Source organism: Dehalobacter sp. MCB1 (assembly GCF_003590275.1).
Classification (GTDB): Bacteria; Bacillota; Desulfitobacteriia; order Desulfitobacteriales; family Syntrophobotulaceae; genus Dehalobacter.
The window spans coordinates 403,046-421,291 of sequence record NZ_LXPC01000012.1; the positions used below are offsets into that span (position 1 = coordinate 403,046).

Annotated in this window: 30 protein-coding genes; all 30 read right to left on the bottom strand. The window is 36.1% G+C overall.

All coding sequences use genetic code 11. The features are described 5' to 3' along the window. Positions 1–21: 21 nt before the first annotated feature. Complete coding sequence (locus tag A7K50_RS09710) at positions 22–489, bottom strand: RusA family crossover junction endodeoxyribonuclease (RefSeq protein WP_119775867.1); 468 nt, start codon at positions 487–489, stop codon at positions 22–24. A gap of 15 nt (positions 490–504) precedes the next feature. Further along, on the bottom strand, positions 505–1,008 hold the full coding sequence (locus tag A7K50_RS09715) for a dUTP diphosphatase (protein ID WP_119775869.1): 504 nt from the start codon (positions 1,006–1,008) through the stop codon (positions 505–507). Next, the gene (locus A7K50_RS14200) at positions 1,001–1,153 is read right to left on the bottom strand and encodes a RecBCD nuclease inhibitor (RefSeq protein WP_199698269.1); all 153 of its coding nucleotides are present in this window, start codon (positions 1,151–1,153) and stop codon (positions 1,001–1,003) included. The genes A7K50_RS09715 and A7K50_RS14200 overlap by 8 nt, the downstream gene beginning before the upstream one ends. Beyond that, on the bottom strand, positions 1,146–1,295 hold the full coding sequence (locus A7K50_RS14050; protein WP_158582047.1) for a hypothetical protein: 150 nt from the start codon (positions 1,293–1,295) through the stop codon (positions 1,146–1,148). The genes A7K50_RS14200 and A7K50_RS14050 overlap by 8 nt, the downstream gene beginning before the upstream one ends. Further along, on the bottom strand, positions 1,288–1,587 hold the full coding sequence (locus A7K50_RS09720; RefSeq protein ID WP_119775871.1) for a ribosomal-processing cysteine protease Prp: 300 nt from the start codon (positions 1,585–1,587) through the stop codon (positions 1,288–1,290). Before A7K50_RS09720 ends, A7K50_RS14050 begins: the two co-directional genes overlap by 8 nt. Before the next feature lie 177 nt (positions 1,588–1,764). Beyond that, positions 1,765–2,001 (bottom strand): hypothetical protein, encoded by a 237-nt coding sequence (locus A7K50_RS09725; protein WP_119775872.1) that lies wholly within the window; start codon positions 1,999–2,001, stop codon positions 1,765–1,767. After that, positions 1,982–2,473 carry a hypothetical protein gene (locus A7K50_RS09730; RefSeq protein WP_119775874.1) on the bottom strand — a complete coding sequence of 164 codons (492 nt, stop codon included), beginning with the start codon at positions 2,471–2,473 and terminating at the stop codon, positions 1,982–1,984. The genes A7K50_RS09725 and A7K50_RS09730 overlap by 20 nt, the downstream gene beginning before the upstream one ends. A 114-nt stretch (positions 2,474–2,587) precedes the next feature. Beyond that, positions 2,588–4,072 (bottom strand): hypothetical protein, encoded by a 1,485-nt coding sequence (locus tag A7K50_RS09735; protein ID WP_243103711.1) that lies wholly within the window; start codon positions 4,070–4,072, stop codon positions 2,588–2,590. Positions 4,073–4,297: 225 nt separating this feature from the next. Then, entirely contained in the window at positions 4,298–4,897 is a 600-nt protein-coding gene (locus A7K50_RS09740; protein ID WP_119775877.1) for an NUMOD4 domain-containing protein, read from the bottom strand. A gap of 147 nt (positions 4,898–5,044) precedes the next feature. Next, positions 5,045–5,680 (bottom strand): hypothetical protein, encoded by a 636-nt coding sequence (locus tag A7K50_RS09745; protein WP_119775879.1) that lies wholly within the window; start codon positions 5,678–5,680, stop codon positions 5,045–5,047. 48 nt (positions 5,681–5,728) lie between these two features. Further along, entirely contained in the window at positions 5,729–6,028 is a 300-nt protein-coding gene (locus A7K50_RS09750) for a hypothetical protein (protein WP_119775881.1), read from the bottom strand. Between the two features lie 2 nt (positions 6,029–6,030). Continuing rightward, entirely contained in the window at positions 6,031–7,026 is a 996-nt protein-coding gene (locus tag A7K50_RS09755; RefSeq protein WP_119775882.1) for a PD-(D/E)XK nuclease family protein, read from the bottom strand. Then, a complete protein-coding gene (locus A7K50_RS14055; protein WP_158582048.1) occupies positions 7,023–7,181 on the bottom strand; it encodes a hypothetical protein in 159 nt (52 codons plus the stop codon). The genes A7K50_RS09755 and A7K50_RS14055 overlap by 4 nt, the downstream gene beginning before the upstream one ends. Before the next feature lie 15 nt (positions 7,182–7,196). Then, positions 7,197–9,038: a DNA polymerase III subunit alpha gene (locus A7K50_RS09760; RefSeq protein ID WP_119775884.1), complete on the bottom strand. Its 1,842-nt coding sequence runs from the start codon at positions 9,036–9,038 to the stop codon at positions 7,197–7,199. Positions 9,039–9,161: 123 nt separating this feature from the next. After that, positions 9,162–9,623: an HNH endonuclease gene (locus A7K50_RS09765; protein ID WP_119775886.1), complete on the bottom strand. Its 462-nt coding sequence runs from the start codon at positions 9,621–9,623 to the stop codon at positions 9,162–9,164. Positions 9,624–9,725: 102 nt separating this feature from the next. Further along, positions 9,726–10,970 (bottom strand): PHP domain-containing protein, encoded by a 1,245-nt coding sequence (locus A7K50_RS09770; RefSeq protein ID WP_119775888.1) that lies wholly within the window; start codon positions 10,968–10,970, stop codon positions 9,726–9,728. An 11-nt stretch (positions 10,971–10,981) separates the two neighbouring features. Continuing rightward, complete coding sequence (locus A7K50_RS09775) at positions 10,982–11,203, bottom strand: hypothetical protein (protein WP_119775890.1); 222 nt, start codon at positions 11,201–11,203, stop codon at positions 10,982–10,984. Between the two features lie 26 nt (positions 11,204–11,229). After that, a complete protein-coding gene (locus A7K50_RS09780) occupies positions 11,230–11,604 on the bottom strand; it encodes a hypothetical protein (RefSeq protein ID WP_119775892.1) in 375 nt (124 codons plus the stop codon). Further along, a complete protein-coding gene (locus A7K50_RS09785) occupies positions 11,579–12,556 on the bottom strand; it encodes a toprim domain-containing protein (RefSeq protein WP_119775894.1) in 978 nt (325 codons plus the stop codon). The genes A7K50_RS09780 and A7K50_RS09785 overlap by 26 nt, the downstream gene beginning before the upstream one ends. Before the next feature lie 3 nt (positions 12,557–12,559). Continuing rightward, entirely contained in the window at positions 12,560–13,861 is a 1,302-nt protein-coding gene (locus tag A7K50_RS09790) for a DnaB-like helicase C-terminal domain-containing protein (protein ID WP_158582049.1), read from the bottom strand. Further along, positions 13,848–14,288, bottom strand: a complete 441-nt coding sequence (locus A7K50_RS13975; protein WP_147363122.1) for a hypothetical protein — start codon at positions 14,286–14,288, stop codon at positions 13,848–13,850. Before A7K50_RS13975 ends, A7K50_RS09790 begins: the two co-directional genes overlap by 14 nt. Beyond that, positions 14,285–14,488, bottom strand: coding sequence for a hypothetical protein (locus A7K50_RS09795; RefSeq protein WP_119775898.1), 204 nt, complete (start codon positions 14,486–14,488; stop codon positions 14,285–14,287). The genes A7K50_RS13975 and A7K50_RS09795 overlap by 4 nt, the downstream gene beginning before the upstream one ends. Before the next feature lie 11 nt (positions 14,489–14,499). After that, the gene (locus tag A7K50_RS09800; protein WP_119775900.1) at positions 14,500–15,120 is read right to left on the bottom strand and encodes a hypothetical protein; all 621 of its coding nucleotides are present in this window, start codon (positions 15,118–15,120) and stop codon (positions 14,500–14,502) included. A gap of 11 nt (positions 15,121–15,131) precedes the next feature. Next, complete coding sequence (locus A7K50_RS09805) at positions 15,132–15,425, bottom strand: hypothetical protein (protein ID WP_119775901.1); 294 nt, start codon at positions 15,423–15,425, stop codon at positions 15,132–15,134. Continuing rightward, a complete protein-coding gene (locus tag A7K50_RS09810) occupies positions 15,415–15,936 on the bottom strand; it encodes a hypothetical protein (RefSeq protein ID WP_119775903.1) in 522 nt (173 codons plus the stop codon). The genes A7K50_RS09805 and A7K50_RS09810 overlap by 11 nt, the downstream gene beginning before the upstream one ends. Beyond that, positions 15,911–16,093 (bottom strand): hypothetical protein, encoded by a 183-nt coding sequence (locus tag A7K50_RS09815; RefSeq protein WP_119775905.1) that lies wholly within the window; start codon positions 16,091–16,093, stop codon positions 15,911–15,913. The genes A7K50_RS09810 and A7K50_RS09815 overlap by 26 nt, the downstream gene beginning before the upstream one ends. Positions 16,094–16,161: 68 nt before the next feature. Then, a complete protein-coding gene (locus A7K50_RS09820) occupies positions 16,162–16,365 on the bottom strand; it encodes a hypothetical protein (protein ID WP_119775907.1) in 204 nt (67 codons plus the stop codon). Positions 16,366–16,457: 92 nt separating this feature from the next. After that, positions 16,458–17,393 (bottom strand): hypothetical protein, encoded by a 936-nt coding sequence (locus A7K50_RS09825; protein ID WP_158582050.1) that lies wholly within the window; start codon positions 17,391–17,393, stop codon positions 16,458–16,460. Then, entirely contained in the window at positions 17,350–18,057 is a 708-nt protein-coding gene (locus A7K50_RS09830) for a ThiF family adenylyltransferase (RefSeq protein WP_119775910.1), read from the bottom strand. The genes A7K50_RS09825 and A7K50_RS09830 overlap by 44 nt, the downstream gene beginning before the upstream one ends. Then, positions 18,057–18,221 carry a hypothetical protein gene (locus A7K50_RS14060; RefSeq protein ID WP_158582051.1) on the bottom strand — a complete coding sequence of 55 codons (165 nt, stop codon included), beginning with the start codon at positions 18,219–18,221 and terminating at the stop codon, positions 18,057–18,059. The genes A7K50_RS09830 and A7K50_RS14060 overlap by 1 nt, the downstream gene beginning before the upstream one ends. Positions 18,222–18,246 lie beyond the last annotated feature (25 nt).

Consider the following 18,246-nt stretch of genomic DNA (forward strand, 5'->3'; position numbering starts at 1 on the left):
AAATATGGAGGAGGTATTTTTTCATTTTTGCATGTTTATTGCTTTGATTCGGTCATTTTTACTTTGTGTCGTAATACATACCTCAACACGAGGATTTTCTTTGTCGTATTCGACAGATTGTATTCTTGGTAAGCAATAGTAATCGTTTTTATATACAATCCCTTGCATTACATCAAGAAGTAATTTGAGACAATTAGAGGCATCACGTATTCTCCTATCTCCAAAGTAAAATACTAAATCACAATAAAACCACGTGCTGTCTTTTTGTCTTAACCATCTTTGCACTTCAATTGCTTCATTGATTAGTGCACGGCTAACTCGGATGTAGTTTTCTGCTGTAGGTGTTAGACGTTTTCCACCATTGCGTGTGTTGTAATACATATGATTTACTGAAGGTGGCACTGGTAAAGATATTTTGAGTTTTTTGTTAGAGTATTGTGGTTTATCTCTAAACAAATCATTCTCATCAATAACTTTACTTTTTGCCAAATAACTTGTTGCTCCTTATTTACCTGTACTTCCAATGCCAGATGTACGTTCCTCTGATGTGGTGTCATTGTCAACTACACCGAAAGGTACAAAGATACCTTGCGCAACTCTGTCGCCAGCCTTCAGATTAACTGCTACTCCTGATGTGTTGATGATGGACATGGCAATATTGCCATCATTGTCCGGATTACTATAATAGTCGCAATCAATGACACCAACATTGTTTGATAACATCAAACCGTGTTTAATTCCCATTGACGATCTGATGAAGATGAGCAGAACATAGCCTTCCGGCATGAACGCTTTCACATCAGTAAAGAACATGGCTTTTTGACCAGGAAGAATTTGAAGATCCTTTGGCACATAGAAGTCATAACCTGCTGACTTGCTGCTGCCACGTGTTGGAAGTGTAATGTTGCAGGGAAACTTGTGTTGTACTTTTTTCTCATCAGTAAAAATATCGTGTGCTGTACGTTTGTCGTCACGAACTACTTCAAATCCAAATTTTGCTTTACTCATCTTCGTCCTCATTTCTTATTGATTGTAATGCTTCACAATAACCGCCCCAATTATCAACGCCATATGCTTCTAATGCATTGAGAATTTCTTCTGATTTGATAAGTTCATCATAGCGTTTGTGTGAAATAGTTATTGAATCACTCATTATTTGCTAAAACTCCTTCATTGTATAAATTGATTAATTCGTATTTATCCATTCCGTCAATCATCCAATATGGATAACCTTGATTGACCAATTCTTCACGTAGGCGATTCTCGAATATTTCTTGTAATGTTAATTCAAGCACAATCCCATACCTCCGTGAGAGAAAGATATTCAGGAAATTCTTTTTGGATTTGTTGTAGTCCATAACGTAATGAAAACAATAATGCCTTACAACAATCATCTGGATTACTTACGTATACTGCAAGTAGTCCTTCATGTGAAGCATAACTTGCATCGCAAAACTTATATAACCCATTTGCGATGGATTGGGTTATTGCAGATACGGCAGAACATACAATGTCCTCACCGTAGGGTTTAAAGTTTGCGTGTCCATGGACTGAGAAGCCATTGTTGGATACGCTCACTTTAATCATTGACTTTCTCCTTTGATTTGAATATTTATATAAACATCAATTACTCCTACATAAATAAAACAGCTCATCAATTATAATTTGTATAAACATATAAATAATAAGATATTAAATTTTATTACAATATGTTTGTTTGTTTTTCTATATGAAGTAGGATTGTCTTGATGCGATGGTTGATTGTTAATTGTTTCTTATTTTATATTCATTAAGTCCTTGTGCGCCCCATCCATCTAACATTAGTATCTTGTTAGCACAATCCTCACATATATCAATATTTTCGATACTGATATATGGTTTAGAATATCTGCCTTCTGTCTGGTCAGTATGAAATATTACTGGATATTTAATAGTTTTTGGAGTAGTGAGAATTTCAACCTTACATACATCACAAGATATTTTAGTTACTGTAGTTTTCATTATTTATCCCCTCATCCAACGCAATTTTGCAATTTCCACAACCTTCACGTTCTTGAGTTGAACATCCATCCAAATCATCACCGTACTGTTCATAACATTCGTCAGGTACGTGTATTCTTTTATTGTCCAATACGTTTGATATGGCGGTTAAGGCTAATTGTTCACCGATATTGTCATCAACGGTTATAGCACCTTTGGCAAGTTTTAATGCTTCCCTCGCCTGTTCCAAGACCGTTTTGAGTTCGGCATCCTGTACACATAGCTTTTTGCCAATAATTTGATATTGTTTTATTTCTTTTTTGAGTTCGGCGATTTCGGATTGTTGTTCTTCAATAACGTCAAGTAAATCAGACACACCATGAATCACATTACTAATGAAATCATCTTTAAAGGCTTGTACCATATCTTCAAACATTTCACCAGACGCAACTAATTCTTTGGCTTTTTTTAATTCTTCTGTTGTTAATTTCATCACACATTCTCCTTTTCAATATGTACCCCGGACAGTCTTGCCCTCTATACACTTCCACGTCAGCAGACGGTTGGCGAAGGAAAGCCGGGGTAGGGTGTATTTTAATGAGTTATTTTAACGTATTGGACATGCGCCGCTGGCGCATCCATCCATCCCACTCAAATCATCTTCATATTGATGTGCTTCAAAACGTGTTAGCAAATCAATAGAAAATGGTTTCATTTCTGATTTGAGTTTCTGATAAGTTTCCTCTGTGATTTCTTCATATGGTGCCAATTCATACGTTCCACCGTCATACGGCATGAAGGTTACACCAATAAAGTCATCCCATCTATCTAATACAATTTCAGCAACATGCTGCCATTCATCATCTTTTACTGATATGGTATTACTGGAATTGTGTGCAGTATAGTTTTCTTGGAATGAGAAGTAGGTTTCAAATTGTTCTTCGAGTGTTTGTTCTGCACGTGTGCGCTTTGCGCCACTACGTACTGGGAAGTCAATCACATACGTTCTTGGTACTTCACCTTCCGGTGTTCCAACTTCAGGTGATATATGCCAATTGCATTCCCATGCAACTTGTACAAGTGGGTCATTCGCATTGATTCGGATACGACGAATATAATATGGAGAGAAGCTTGTGTGTAAACCACTTGATACGCCACCGGCGATTTGTGATAGCGTGCCTTCCGGCTTTACTGTTGTTACAAGTAATGGTGTAGGTATACGAAGTGTATATGCATATCGCATTGCTTCTTGTTCAGCAACTTCACGTAGAAATGTTAAAAGATTCTTTTCCTGCTCATCCGAATAACCAAGCATACTCATTGCATCTTTCCAACCTGTAAGAGAGCAGCCGACCAACCTATCACGCTGCTGGACTCTATTCCATTGTGATAATTCCAAATCAAGACATGTCATACGTAGGCCAGCACGTGCTGAAAGTGCTTGTGCTTGCATTAAGCCTTGGAAGTCAAGTTGATATCCTGCTGGACACATTTTATCTCCATCAACGATTTCAGGTACATAACGTACAAAGCCAGCTACATTGACTGTTGTAAGGTTACATAAACCGTACGAATCAAGTAAAACTTCACCACATGGATTCAAACCTTTCACGTTCGGCCTACGTTTTGCAGCAGCTTCAATGTTGACGAACCCAGGTTCACCTTCGCCTTTGATGAGAAGCATAATCAAATCAAGGAAAGCTGCACTTGGTTTTGATGTGAATCGGATGGAGTTATTGGACATACGACGATGGTGCAACGTGCTACGCACGTCTAGCAAGTCTTTGTCATTCCACCATTGCGGTTTAACACCAAGTTTATCGAGTGCCTGTCCAATCTCATCATGACGATCACAATCCAATGCGTTAAGGCCATACTTGGCTAAGATTACTTCCCAATCACCCTCATCACATAGGAACATTTCTGCTGTACGGCGAACGCCGCCAACAACGACATTTGCACCGATGAGATTGCCGATATCCATGATGTGAATGGGGCGTACATAATAAGCATCAAATTCTTCATCGTATTCAAGTGGCGCAAGTGTTGGGTCAAGTTGATTTTTTAATACCTTATCAATGCCATCGAACATTTCTTTCAATGGCTCATATCCACTTGCTGTTCCACCAAAAGTGACAAGTCTTTCACCAGATGGACGAATGGAATTATAACTTATCTTGATGTGCTTAATATTGTCGCAATCTGGGTCTGTAATGATTGTGAAGAAATTGCGTAATGCTTCAACCCACAGTAGACTATATCATTATGAGTGTGTGTTCACTCAATGCTTGGCACTTCGGTAGAAGGAATTACACCTTCAACCTACTCTACTCTCTACATCGTTTGATGTGATTTCGATAGTCGTTTGACTTTGCAAATCAACAAAACGCCATAAAAATCCTTTATATGATTTCAAACTACCTAAACAACACTTAGAAATACATTTGTAAGAAATATCTAATTCATGACTTGCTTCTCTTGCACTAGAAAATTGTTTTATTAAATTTCCATCAATAGATAATTGTTCAATAGGTTTGCGTGATTTCATTGCATTTTCTTTTCCAAATTTCTTACCTATTAAACTCATATCATTTTTAAGTTGTCTTTTTCTTTCTGGAATATTTAATATCGCATGTTGAACATTTTCTTTATTTGTAACCCATTCCAAATTCCAATCATTATTATTTTTAGTATTCAAATCTTTATGATTTACTTGTGGCTTATTGTCTGGGTTTGGAATAAAATGTTCTGCTACTAATCGATGAATTAGTTTTTTTGATTTAAGATTACCATTTGTTAATAAGATTCTTTCATAACCTTTATTGTCAAATGATTTTATTATTTTATTATCTTTTCTTACAAGTCCTGTGTTACTGATTTGATAATTATCAAAATCTTTAATATTTTTCCACAGCATTTAATATCACCTCATTTAAAGCGTAACACATAGGTGATACTAAGTATAATTTGCCTTAGCACAGGATAACTTATTAGCTTCCCCTGTTAGCATATCAATTCATCGTCATTTCCTACGACTACATTTCGTTTGATATACACCCTATATTTATAGGTTCACCAAGTTTATAGAGGGCCGGGTCATTTGACCCTCTTTACTATCACCAACGTAAATCTTTGCATAACCATTTTCCATGATTACTAGTTTTGTCTTTTCTAATCGTTCTTCTTTGGAAACTGGTTTATATTCTGAATGCGTCAATTCATAATTCAATCGTACAACGTCTATTTTAGCTGCATTTTCTTTTGAACATGAAAAGCCAACGCCAGTTCCTACAAGAAGAAGATAGAATAAATCGCACAAATCATTCCATGATGTGATATCAACATATGCGCAGTTAAAGTTTGCAAGAGGAAACTTTTCAGCAACACGTGTTTCAGCACCTCCAATCCAATGTGTACGACCAGATAAGAATTGACGTAAATTGAAGACGTTGTCAAACAACGTTTCTGCTTCTGTTTGAAGCTTATCGTAAGGCACATCGAAGTCATTTTTATACAAGACTTTTTTTGATATGCCAACGTTATATTCAACAGCACGTGCTACAGCTTCACGCCACGTTTCACGTCTGTTATGCAATGGCAGCCAACGGCTGTACGTGCGGTAGAATACAAATGTTGCAAGTTCATTCATGTGTTCTGGCATATCAGGATATTGTGACAAAAAAGAATCCGTTAATAACATTTAATCTCTCCTTCAATATTCATTATGAATATTTTGGGTTGAGATAGGTTAGGCAATTTTATCTAATTTAGCCATTATTTCTGGAAGTTCATCTTGATAAAATGTGAAAGTTATCCAATTATAATGACCTCTTTTTGAAATGCGAATGGTATATTTGTTGTTTGAATATGATTGATAATTAGCACTGGCTGATAATGATGTTAAACGTTTAGTGCATACTTTGTATTTCAACAATATATCCATAGCTTGTTGATTCGTAATACGCTTGTTGATATACATGATATCGATTAACTCTTTAATCATGTTTTTATCAAGATTATTAATGGCACTTATCATAGAATATTGCATACTTACGTCCTCCCGAAATTGTTGTATTGTCGCCAACTTTCAATGTCTGCACCTTTACATATTTCAAGTTGCTGCAAATGACACATCTTGCAAGTATAGTACATGTTTTTTGCTCTTTGAGGAATGTTAAATTGGCCTTTCTTGATTTGCGTAAGTATACGCTGTACTTCTTTTTTGGTTTCGGTTATGTTCACGAAATACTGTCTTTTATTCACTGTGCAGACATATCGTTCATCATCCAATCTTTCAAATACACGTGTTTTGTTATCTTCAAGATAATAGAACGTGAATTTGCGGACCGGCATTTGAAATTTGTCACGTACACCGAGAATGTAGAGTGGTGCTTGCAAATCGGTAGAAAGTTTCTGTCCAACCATTACTTGTCCTGTTTTCCAATCAGACATTTCTAATTCACCATTGACTTCATCAATTCTATCTGATGTGGTTTGAACAAGTGGGAGATCGTCACCAACACTAAATTGAATCGTTTCTTCAGTTTTAAATGGGTTGCCCATTTCTGAAATAACTTTGTAAAATGTATCAATGGAATTAACGCCACGGTTATACATTTTAATCTTTTCCACATCACCAAAAAGCGAATCAGGATAAGAATGGAAGATTGATTCAAAGTGTTTTTGCATGTCTGATTTGATGAAGTCTTTATTTTGACTTGCTTTATCAAACATTTCATGAAGATCGATACCCATTTGAGTGTAGATATTTGGTGGCGACGGAACGCCTTTGATAACTTCGTGATAGAACTTTAATGGACATGCACGATACGTTTCAATGTAGGAGCGTCTTATCACATCAGGCACATCAATATCTACATTGGTTTGTGTTGTTTTATCTTCCTCTTTGACGGTATAACACGTATCACAATAGTGTTTACCATCTTCTTTAATCGCACAATCTTTGTGTAAATTTCCGTTACATATAGAACAGTGTGTTTCTTTACGTAGATCGGCAATTGGAAGTAAACAACTTACACAATTCAACTAACTTCCTCCAATACTTCTTGTTCTGTACTTTTGCCATGAATTAGCAAATCTTTTGCCATTTCAAGAGCACCGATTGCTTCAATTTGATTGATATCTTTCGTATCAACATAGAGTTTACCTGTGTCACGATTGATTGTTATCAATACTTGCATTTTTCTTCACCTCCTTTAAGCAATTTTACTTGTATTTTCTAATACCTCCACCGAATCAACGATAACCGCGTCGCCGCTTCTTTTGCCTTTAACAAGTACAATGTTTCCTTTTGTGAAAGACGATTTGATTTGTAAATAACGCCACGTGCTCGCAAACACCAGTAATTTAACATTACCGAATAATGTGTTGATAAACACAAACGCCATATCGTTTTTATTTTTGTCTTTAAACTCTTTAATATCATAGACTTCTCCACCTTGTAATACATACGAACCTTCGGTAAATGAAGATAATGGTTTAAAACCATACTTCTCCATGGGGTGAAGTGAAAGATACATACCAAGTGCTTCTTTCTCCCATTCTGCTTTAATCTTATCGTCATAAGCATATCGAGGACATTCATAGTTATTCTTGATTTGAGTTTTTGTGCGATTGAGCATGTCTAATTGCCACAACAATTCTGCTCTGTTTGGATTGTCAAAGTCGAAGCAGCCAGCTTTGATGAGATTAACTAACACATTTTGTTTGATGTGTTGTTTTTCACGTCGTTCAAGGAAGTTTGAGAAGGAAGTGATTGGACGTAATCTTTCAATTGCTCGAATAGCTGATTCGCCAACGTGGCTGATGGTAGTGATACGATAACTGATTCCCTCATCATTAACAATGAAATTATCTCCGCTGTGGTTAATGTCCGGTGGTAAGATTTTAATGTCACGCTGCTTGCACTCAACAATATATCCTGATATTGCACTTTGACCATCACCATCCGTTTTCTCTGAAGACATGAGAGCTGCATAAAAGTGTTCTGGATAATGGTATTTGAGCCATGCTGTTTGATATGAGATTACAGCGTATGACGCTGAATGTGATTTGTTAAACGAGTAGCCACCATCGACAGCATCTTCAATTTCATGCCATACCAAAGTCGCATCGGATTCCGAGAATCCATTGCTAACCGAGTCCAGAATAAATTTTCTTGCCAACTCTGTATCTTGTTTAATAGCTTTATTTTTGCGTACATATTTGTCTGCATATGCAATATCCCACCCTGCAAATGTTTTACAATCCAGTAAAAACTGTTCCTGATAAGTGATAAGACCTTCTGTTTCTTTCAGATAAGGTAAACGATTTTGATGAACCGACCATTCTTTACCTTTACGTCGAGAAATATATTCAGCCCAATCGCCGGTTCCTGGTCTGATGAGTGCATTTATTGCAATTAAGTCTTTGAAGTTGCGTGGCTGCTGTTCCATAACTTTTTGCATTTGATTTGATAATTGGAATACGCCACTAACGTCGCCTGAACAAAGCATGTCATATACTTCTTTTTCTTCCAGATCGATGTGATGTAGATCGATCTTATCTGACATACTATCGAGACAGTGTTTAATCATTGGTAAGGTTTCAAGACCAAGTACATCAAATTTAAAAAATCCTAATTCTTCGATCATATACTTGTCAAATGCTACGATGCGAAGTGAACGATCTTCGCCACGTGTTTTGATTGGCAAGTAGGACGATAGGTTAGGGTAGATTATGACTCCTGCTGCATGTTGTGATTCGTGAGATACAATGCCTTCTAATCGTTCTATCACATCAAACTCTTTTTTGTATTGTATGCGATAGGTAGTGAGTTCTGGTGAAGCAGAATAGGCATCTTTCATTGATTGACACAAATCAGGAATGAGTTTACTTATTGATTTGATAACAGACTCATCGTGTTCAAAACAATTCATTACCTTTCGGCATATTGCCTTTGGCGTAAGTGTGCCGAACGCTATGATACGTGCAACGTTTTTATGACCATATTTTCTTTGAAGATCGGTGAATACAGCATTCTGGTCCGAGAAGTCCACGTCAAACGTGTTTATCCTATATTCCTATAGGCACAGACTATATCTTCACCCTCGACTTTACGTTAGGGTGTTCGGCACTTCGAGTGGTAGTAATTTCCACCCTACTCCCCTATGGGATAGTCGTTACACCTCTAATACAACAATCTTAAATTCTTTAGAGAAGTGGTTTTTGTATAATTGATAAAATTTTGCACCAAGCAATTGGGCATATCTACATGCTTCTTTTATTGATTTGAAAATACCTAGTAATTCATTATTTCGATACAATTCACAACCAATAAAGTTTCTTACTGGTGTTTGTCCTAATTCTCTAAAAGAATGTTTCAGGTTTTCAGATCGACTACACCACTCTAAATTTGTATAATGGTTGTTTGTTCTATTGCCATCTTTATGATTAACATCCGTTTCATTACACGGATTATTTATGAAATGCTCAGCGACAAGACGATGTATTAAATGGTGATTTCCATTTAATTTAATATCCTTATAACCTCCTGCATTCCAAGGCTTCATGGCTTTTAGAATTGTTCCATCCTCTGCAATGTAGTAATCATCATAACCATTTACTTTTTTAATAATCATCATCAATACACTCCTTTATATCCTTATATATTAATTGTAGATGATGATTTAATTGCTGTATAATTTGGCACGGTATTGCCCGATCTGGGTTTCACCGTTAGCACATCATAGATGCACACCGCTTACTAAGCGTTCACCGAACTTAACATGACATATTTCTATGACACTCGACTCTATTGAATCTGGTTGTCTGCCATCTGCAAGAAATCTTTCAAACAACAAGTCATAATGATGTGGAGGAATCTTGGTTATCTCTGTAAGCCATGCAACTTTAGAACCTGCACCGCTGCCCCTGCCGTCGCCAACAATAACACCATTTCGTCGTGCTGTATTGACATAATCACCAACAATAAGAAAATAACCACTATATCCGTTCCTATCGATAACATCGATCTCATTTTGGACTTCATGCATAAACTCCTTATCTTTTGAAATGCCTTCACGTCTTGCACCCTCTATCGTGTGTTTAACAAGTAGGCTTCTTTCACTTTCACCTTCCGGCACATCATAGAAGGAAGGAAGATAATGTCCTTTGATGAATTCTGCATTACATTTATCGGCGATCTCCTGCGTGTTCTCACACGCAACACGTACATCTTCCGGCGATACACCAGTAAATGTGGAACACATTTCTTCGTAACTCTTCAACCAGAAGTCTTGTGTGTCAAATCGCCATCGTTTTTCATCGGACATTTTCTTATTGATTTGCAGAGCAAGAAGTACTTCGTGAGCAAATGCGTCTGATTTGAGAACGTAGTGAATATCATTTGCAGCAATAATTTTGCAGTCAACTTCTTTTGCAATTCGGACAATTGTCTGGTTTGCAATAAGTTGTTCAGGTATAGAATTCGGTTGAATCTCCAAATAGAAGTCATTTCCAAATACTGATTTGAATTTTCTTGCCCATTCCTTTGCTTCATGAATTTCACCTTTCATGATGTGTTGGTTGATTGTACTTGCAAGACAAGCAGAAGTTACAATCAAATCAGATGAATACTTTTGCAAGATATCCCACGTTATACGTGGTTTCTTGTAGAAGTTATCTACGTATGCAAACTCCATCATCTTGAGCATATTTTCCAAACCCTTTTGGGATTTGGCAATGACGATGAGGTGTCCATTCTCACCGTCATTTTCTCTTTGATAATAGAATTCACATCCCATGAGAACTTTGATGCCGATTTCTTTGCCGATCTTTTGTGCCAAGTATAAGCCGGACATGCTGCCATGATCGGTAATAGCAATGAATGATTGACCTAATTCTTTAGCACGTTCCAGCACTTCTTTGATTCTACCAGCACCATCGAGCAAACTATACTCTGTATGAACATGGATATGACCAAATCCCATAATGTCACCTTCTACATATACATATAGAAGATCGGGTCGCGTTTACTGATGGCATAGTCAATAGCATCTTTATAGCGTTGAATTTCTTCTGGGTCTGTATTTTCAAGAACTTTCATTGTTTTTCCAGTGGGTTTAGTTACCCATAATTCGTGTTTATCACCATTAACAAAAGTGTTACAAGAAATGATAGATTCTGATTTAGTTGAGTCAATAACAAGCCATATTCCTAACATATTTAAAAGTCTCCTTTAATTACAATTTATTTTGGTACGTAAATTATTCCACCTGGTTTGATTTGTTTTTCGTAATTAACGTGATCGTCAATCATGTTGCCGAGCAACCACAAGTAATTACGTGCGTCTGCGAATCGTTGCATTAAGCCTTCTTCACCTTTACTATTAACCCAATTCCAATCAAATTCACCTTTACGAATAGCGACATTGATACTTTGGATGTGTTTTAACAGGTAAGTTAGGGCAACTTCCTCTGGAGTACGACCTTCAAAAGCTGCAACTTCATAGAAATTCTGCCAACGATTATTTTGCACATCAGATGAATATTGATTTCCTTTACTAACAAGCAAAGCGTTTTCTTTTTCAATCAATAATTCACCAAATCTTTTTTCGGTTTTCATATTTAAGCAACAATTCCTTTCTTTCTATTGATTCGGGGTCAGTACCCTCATCAAAAGTAATGACAGAAAGGTTTGCTTTATTTTTGAATTGTTTAATAGCCTTTTCTGTAACGACACGTCCGGCTTGGTCGCCATCATAAGCCAGTACAATGTCTGCACCAGTTTTCATCAGAAGTTTGTATTGTGTGTTTGTGATGTGAGTGCCAAATGTGGCTACAGCTGATAAGCCGATTTCATAAAACGCCCACACATCGGTAATACCTTCGCAAACAATGATTTCTGAAGACGATGATGCATCATCGTAATTGTATAACACGTTGCCCATTTCTAAGTGTGCTGGTTGATGTGACCATTTTGGTACATCAGTTGATTTAACACGTCTGAATGATATGCCTATTTGAATTCCATTAAAGATAATAGGGAAGATAAGGCGATGATTCAGAACGTATATTTCGCCAGTTTTTTTGGTTAAGGACACACAATCGACATAACTCAATCTGAAATGGTCGATGGTTTGTTTTTCAAACTGACGAAACTTCATCACTTCACGTATTTCTTCACAAATCGTAAATTCAGAGAAAGTAGTAACTTTCTTCCTTTTTACGATTTGGATGAACTTCTTAATGTCTTTAAGGTAATTTTCTTTTCTATCAATTATGGCAGCATTAGTGATATCCACATCATAGAATGATGAAAGCCATCTAACTGCGGAGAAAAAATCAATATTCTCCATCTTTTGAACTAGTGTGTAAATATCACCGCCGCCACAATTTGTATGACAGAACCAAAGTCCTGTTTCTTGGTTAATAACAAATGCTGTAGGGTTATTCCCTCTATGAATTCTGCAACTTGAACGTATGAATTGCCCATCTTCTTTGATGTGGTCAAAGTTGTAGTACCTTAATAGCTTCATAACATCCAATTTTGCATTGATGAGAGTTACAGCATCCATTGGTTACGCCTCGCTTTGCCTCAATATTGGCCTATTAAACATTAGTGAAATTGGAGGACAATCTGAAGCAGCATTACGTTGATATTTGATAAAGAGTTGTTGATTACCAGCTTGTATACCTTCTTTAGCAATCTTTTCATCACTCTTGTTCATCAGGAACATCAATTTTGTTGCCAATTGCAGAATGCGATAAGAACCTCCAATATTACTTGCATCTGGACTGTCTGTGTCCAGATCGTTACGATTTGCTTGACATGCTGTGAATACTGGAATTTTTAATAAACCAGCAATGTCTTTTAGACCTGATGTGAAAAAACCGAGTGCTTGATATTCTTGTACTGATTTGAAATCAGCTTGGTTGGACGGTATTTTGATGTAGTCCATAAATAACGCCTTAATACCATACTGCATACAGAATTTACGCGTGATTGCTGTAACTTTTTCGATTGTAAATTGCGGCATGTAGATGTGATAGTAATAACCAAGTTGCAATTCTTCACGAGCACGTTTCAAGCGAGATACTTTATCAGTTGATGAACCATTTACGGTATCAAGTACATACATTCCAGAAACAATCTCATCAAACGGGATGCCAGTTAAATTGGACAATATCCTATCTTCCTGTTCACGTTCATTCATTTCCGAATCAATATACAAGATTGGTATTTGGTCTTTAATGGATAATTTTGTTGCCCAATTGGTAAGTGTGACTGATTTGCCTGTTTTTGATGGAGCACATACAATGATTAAGTCGCCAGCTTGTGCACCATTTGTATAACGGTCAAATTGTGTCCAACCTACTTCAAGGCCTGGAACTTGAGCCGGTTTACTACCACGTTCATCAAGTATTTCTTGAGTATTTGTACCCATCTTGTAAACTTCATCGGATGTGGTAGAATTTACTGAGAGATCGGTTAGTTGTTTTTCGGCGAACGAAATTAATTCGGTCGGATTCAAGATTTCTGCTTTATCAGAAAGTACAAAGTTTTTTACCTCATCAGAAATGTTTAATAACATTCTTCGAGTGTAGCTTTGTTTAATCTTTTCGATAAAGATCGTTAGGTTGTCATTTGGAATATTTGATTCTTCAAGGATTGTCAAATACTCTAAACCACCTAACTCATCAACAGATTTCTTGGCTTTGTCATTTGAAAGGACTTCTATGATTGCCATCGGTGTTGGTTTAATCTTTTTGGAATACAAGTACATCATTGCCATGAAAATGAACTTGTGTCCAGGTACGCCAAAGTGTTCTGCAAAAACCTCTGACGACTCCACATCGATGATTTTATCACTGTCCTTCAAACAGATCGAAAGTAAGTTCCTCTCCGAACCGGGGTTGAACACCAAGTCTTGACAACTTTTCTCGATTTCTTTCCTTTGACTCATTATCATCTGTCACCTCGATTTGATGCAGTACGTTAGATGATGTGAGTTCTTTTTTTACTTGTTCTGTTTTTTCCTTGTCCTCTAACCGTTTGATTTCTTTTAAGGCATTGCCAATGCAAGAGTTGAGATATCCAAGTGAAAACATGTTTACATGTTTTATATTAAGAAGATAATCAATAACATTGATTATTTCATCCTTTGTATAACCACAACTTAATAGATATTTGGCATTGGTGATTGTTCTTGACCAAACTTTAGACGTAACACGTCCATCAGTTGTCAAATCAATAAAATAACTTGCAATATCTTTTGCTGCTGTTCCATCTGCTTTTACTGCTGTCATACAAGTAGTTTATATGACCTGATTCCGGTTTTAACAAGCCAATTATCTCTTTCGAGAATTTGTAGTGCAAAACTGATTGCACCACCTGGCTCTTTGTAACCCATTGTGTCGGCTATTTTGGTTTTGGTTGCTTCGACATTTTTGTTTTCATCTGAAAGAATGAGTAATGCTCCGAGCACTTTTCTTTCAATTACTCCCATAGCAACCTCCACTATTGGATAACTACTTCTTCGTCATTATCCTTTTCTTCTTGATTTGATTTCATGACTTCATTCCATTCTTCACCATTGAGTATCCGCATGATTTGTTCATTGGTGTGTGGTTTAAAGAAGTCATTAAGGTTAACTCTACCTTCTTCAATGAGTTTCTTTTCCACATCAGTTAATGGTGTGTCGCTGCCAAGGTCAAGACGATATGAAGTATCATCTTTACCTGTTCCACGGCGTTTCACTTTGATATCACAATCAATTAACGTTTTGCCATCATCAGATAGGTCATCCATCAAATCACGAATGTCTTCAAAAAATCCAACACCCTGTTCCATAATTTCAACTTTACCTGTTTCACGATTAAGCACGTTGATTGCAATTCGTCTTGCCATGTTTTGCGTGTATGGTTCTTGATTTGCTTTTTGTTGCTTTCTGATTTCACAGATAGGGCAACCTTTACCCGGACAATTGATGGAACGTTTGTGTTGTGGCATCCAATGTGTCCAACGAATGAATGGTTCTGAATCGACGATGCGAATGTTGGTTACTCCTTGTGGAAACTTAGTGAATTCTGCCTTTGTTGATGTGGATGAACCACTAGTGTTAAAATCCCAACCTGACAAAATAATCCCTCCTATTTATTATTTATGATGAGTGTCAAAATGCGACCATTCTTAACGACATGATGTAAATCAGCGTAATCAATTTCATCGTGTTGATTTTGATATTCACAAATCATGTCGTCTAATTTTGTGTTTTGTTCATACATTGCAGCAATGACATTGTTTATTTTAGAAACAACATCAGCAGGATTTTTATACTGCATTGTTATGATTGCATTGGTGATAACTCTTGACAGTGATTTGTAGCATTCTTCAAATCCGTCGATATAGCCTTTTACATACATGTCATTCTGTTTATCGCTCATCAAATACCTCCCAAAATAGCTTCTTGAAATTAAAAACATCGATTCCATCATAAAGACGGGCCGATGCCAAATTGTGAATACGCTGAGTTATTTTTGGATGGTTCGCATTACCCACATAAACCTGTGCATCGATTGGTTCACCTTCTCGGTATTTAAGCCTTGCAAGTTCATCGAGGGTATTAAAATAGATTGGGATAATTTGTTGTTTAACACGATGATGAATATCTTGATGATGATTTTTGTACAATGTTGACATTGAACAAACATGATAAGCATCAAGAATGCGGGAATAAAATTCAAAATCTGAACAATGGAATAGACCACCATACACAACTGAATTTCCCCATCGCTTATTGAAGGCTTCTGAAATAATGAATGTGCTCTGATTGCGGTAGTGTTTATACATTTTACCTGATGCGATGCCAAATTGTACAAAGTTTAGTGGTAAATGCATGCTACGTTGCAACTCAGGATTCATCAATTCATTAGTTAGAAATAACAGGTTGTTCATTTAATTGTCCTTCGAGTTTTTCCAATGAGGAAATACCTTTGTTGACTATGGCTAACTCTTTATTTAGCCTTGTTGTTTCAACATATAAAGATGAAATCTGATTTGATAATTCATCTTTACGTGTCTTTAAAGATTCAATCTGATCGGTAAATGTCATGTAACCACCTCCTCTCATATGAATTAAGCTATTATCATAAAAGAATATTGTTTAATAAAACATTATCCTTATAGCTTCAGCATTCTGGAATAAACGCCAGCTTTTTTTAGCCATCTGAAAACTGTGAGATAGGTGACATTAAGTTCATTTGCTATTTGGTGCATCGATTTGTTTTCGTCAACAAATTTACGTCTTAATATTTCTTCTAAAATTTCACCTTCTTTATTTTCGATTTGTAATATGAGTTTATTTTTACGCAACATGAGTTTCATAAAATTTCCCTTTTAGTACGAACATATGTTCGATTATATACCCTTACTTAAAATAGAACAAGGTGAATTTTGTCGAATCTTTAAATGGTCGATTAATAATTTGATGTGATTTGTTCAATAATACTTTGTCGCCAATTCTCATCATATATTTTTACATTTTTAACATATCGGTGATTTTGAATGATGTTCTTATTCATTCTTTCTAATGAATAATTATCATCTTTAGTGATGTAAAATGTTGAACCATCTGATAAATCATACTGAGTAACATCTATTGCTGGTTCATCAATTAGCAGCAAATTTTTAAGAGAAAAATATAAGAATTTATCATAATAATGATGTTTGCTGCGAATTGATTCATCAACAAGAACTTGACATATTCTTTGCAATAGATTTTGTTTATGTGATCTCCATTTGTGATAATTTGATGAGTATTCAAAAAAAATTACATAACCAATAACAAATTTATAATCCTGATAATATTCATATGATGGATTAATTGCTACACGTTGACCAACAAGTATTGGCAAATCAGTAATAGGTGATGGATTTGGAATTGGTGTTGGTTGTGGCGTGTTATTTGCCAAAAGCAATGCTTTTTGATGATATCTATTTTCATGACCATTATCCCATTGAATTGAAACCCATTCTTGGTCTGGATAAACATCATCATCATCTATTGTTCCAATATCACCTCCATGTTGATCGTAAAATTCACCATAATCTGAGTGATTCAGATCGATGTAAACCCGATCACCTTTTCTAAAAGTATATATTGTTGTTTCAGGTGTAGATTCATTTTGATGAGTAAATTCAAGCCATTCATTCTTATATGAATTGATTTGACCGTTTTGCCATTTAACACATACCCAACCTTCACTTGTTTCCAAAACTTCACCATTTAGACTTTTGTGTTCATCATAATATTCATCATGTTCAACAATGTTATTTTTGAATTTGACGATATTTCCTATAGCAAACACATCAATCCCACCTTTCAGTAATAAGATTGTTATATTTGAAATCAATTAAGATTTCATTATCCAAATCAATCTTATTTTGGAAGTTGATGAGTTGTCTTGCACAATAGGCAGCAACACTCATGGCAGTTGTGATAACTGTCATAGATGCACCACAAGCGGAAACTTCCGCTTCTTCATCAGTGTAGAATGTGTTTTCATACTTCTTGATGTGGTCAAGATTTGTCGGTTCAACATTGTAAATACGTGCCATATCTAATCCCATGCGTGGTTCAACAAGTAAAGCAATTTGGGTTTTGAGTTTAATAGCATCTTCCCAAATCTGTTTACGTGCTGCCATTGAATCCACCATTAGGAATACGATGCCGGTGATGCGTTGGTCGGTGAAGGTTTCGTTTTTGACTTTAATTGTTGTACCGGTTGCTTTTTCAATTAAAATACGAAGTTGATTTACTTTAAAACCTCCAACATCTCCGTTATCCTTTGTTAAACAACCATCTTCACTATGACCATATAAGTCATATGCTTGATTTGGAATGTTATGTTCCTCAACCACATCAAAGTCATACACAGTAATGTCCTCGATGCCGAGTTTTGCAAGTGCCAAGGCAAGCCATGAGCCAGTTGCACCAGCACCGATGATCGTGACAGGATGTTCAAAATAATAAGGGTCGAATAATTCCATATGTCTACGTATATCAAGGTTATGCATTACCAATCCCTCTCTTTCATGATTTGTTCATTAATATGTTTCCAATAAAAATCATCAGCGATTGATTTGATATCGATCATATCATAATATGATATTTCAGAATAACCATAGGTTTCAAGTATTTCACGTATTTCAATATAATCACTTGCATCGGCTATTTCCAATAACATATCTTTATCATAGATATCA

Bases quoted from the DNA above. Each gene is read 5' to 3' on its own strand.
- A7K50_RS09775 (WP_119775890.1), bottom strand. From the start codon at position 11,203: ATGTTAGGAATATGGCTTGTTATTGACTCAACTAAATCAGAATCTATC.
- A7K50_RS14055 (WP_158582048.1), bottom strand. From the start codon at position 7,181: ATGCAAGTATTGATAACAATCAATCGTGACACAGGTAAACTCTATGTT.
- A7K50_RS09830 (WP_119775910.1), bottom strand. From the start codon at position 18,057: ATGCATAACCTTGATATACGTAGACATATGGAATTATTCGACCCTTAT.
- A7K50_RS14200 (WP_199698269.1), bottom strand. From the start codon at position 1,153: ATGAGTGATTCAATAACTATTTCACACAAACGCTATGATGAACTTATC.
- A7K50_RS09715 (WP_119775869.1), bottom strand. From the start codon at position 1,008: ATGAGTAAAGCAAAATTTGGATTTGAAGTAGTTCGTGACGACAAACGT.
- A7K50_RS09810 (WP_119775903.1), bottom strand. From the start codon at position 15,936: ATGAACAACCTGTTATTTCTAACTAATGAATTGATGAATCCTGAGTTG.
- A7K50_RS09745 (WP_119775879.1), bottom strand. From the start codon at position 5,680: ATGTTATTAACGGATTCTTTTTTGTCACAATATCCTGATATGCCAGAA.
- A7K50_RS13975 (WP_147363122.1), bottom strand. From the start codon at position 14,288: ATGACAGCAGTAAAAGCAGATGGAACAGCAGCAAAAGATATTGCAAGT.
- A7K50_RS09750 (WP_119775881.1), bottom strand. From the start codon at position 6,028: ATGCAATATTCTATGATAAGTGCCATTAATAATCTTGATAAAAACATG.
- A7K50_RS09735 (WP_243103711.1), bottom strand. From the start codon at position 4,072: ATGTTCGATGGCATTGATAAGGTATTAAAAAATCAACTTGACCCAACA.
- A7K50_RS09805 (WP_119775901.1), bottom strand. From the start codon at position 15,425: ATGAGCGATAAACAGAATGACATGTATGTAAAAGGCTATATCGACGGA.
- A7K50_RS09815 (WP_119775905.1), bottom strand. From the start codon at position 16,093: ATGACATTTACCGATCAGATTGAATCTTTAAAGACACGTAAAGATGAA.
- A7K50_RS09820 (WP_119775907.1), bottom strand. From the start codon at position 16,365: ATGAAACTCATGTTGCGTAAAAATAAACTCATATTACAAATCGAAAAT.
- A7K50_RS09765 (WP_119775886.1), bottom strand. From the start codon at position 9,623: ATGATGATTATTAAAAAAGTAAATGGTTATGATGATTACTACATTGCA.
- A7K50_RS09785 (WP_119775894.1), bottom strand. From the start codon at position 12,556: ATGGATGCTGTAACTCTCATCAATGCAAAATTGGATGTTATGAAGCTA.
- A7K50_RS09795 (WP_119775898.1), bottom strand. From the start codon at position 14,488: ATGGGAGTAATTGAAAGAAAAGTGCTCGGAGCATTACTCATTCTTTCA.
- A7K50_RS09730 (WP_119775874.1), bottom strand. From the start codon at position 2,473: ATGAAATTAACAACAGAAGAATTAAAAAAAGCCAAAGAATTAGTTGCG.
- A7K50_RS09720 (WP_119775871.1), bottom strand. From the start codon at position 1,587: ATGATTAAAGTGAGCGTATCCAACAATGGCTTCTCAGTCCATGGACAC.
- A7K50_RS09740 (WP_119775877.1), bottom strand. From the start codon at position 4,897: ATGCTGTGGAAAAATATTAAAGATTTTGATAATTATCAAATCAGTAAC.
- A7K50_RS09770 (WP_119775888.1), bottom strand. From the start codon at position 10,970: ATGGGATTTGGTCATATCCATGTTCATACAGAGTATAGTTTGCTCGAT.
- A7K50_RS09780 (WP_119775892.1), bottom strand. From the start codon at position 11,604: ATGAAAACCGAAAAAAGATTTGGTGAATTATTGATTGAAAAAGAAAAC.
- A7K50_RS09725 (WP_119775872.1), bottom strand. From the start codon at position 2,001: ATGAAAACTACAGTAACTAAAATATCTTGTGATGTATGTAAGGTTGAA.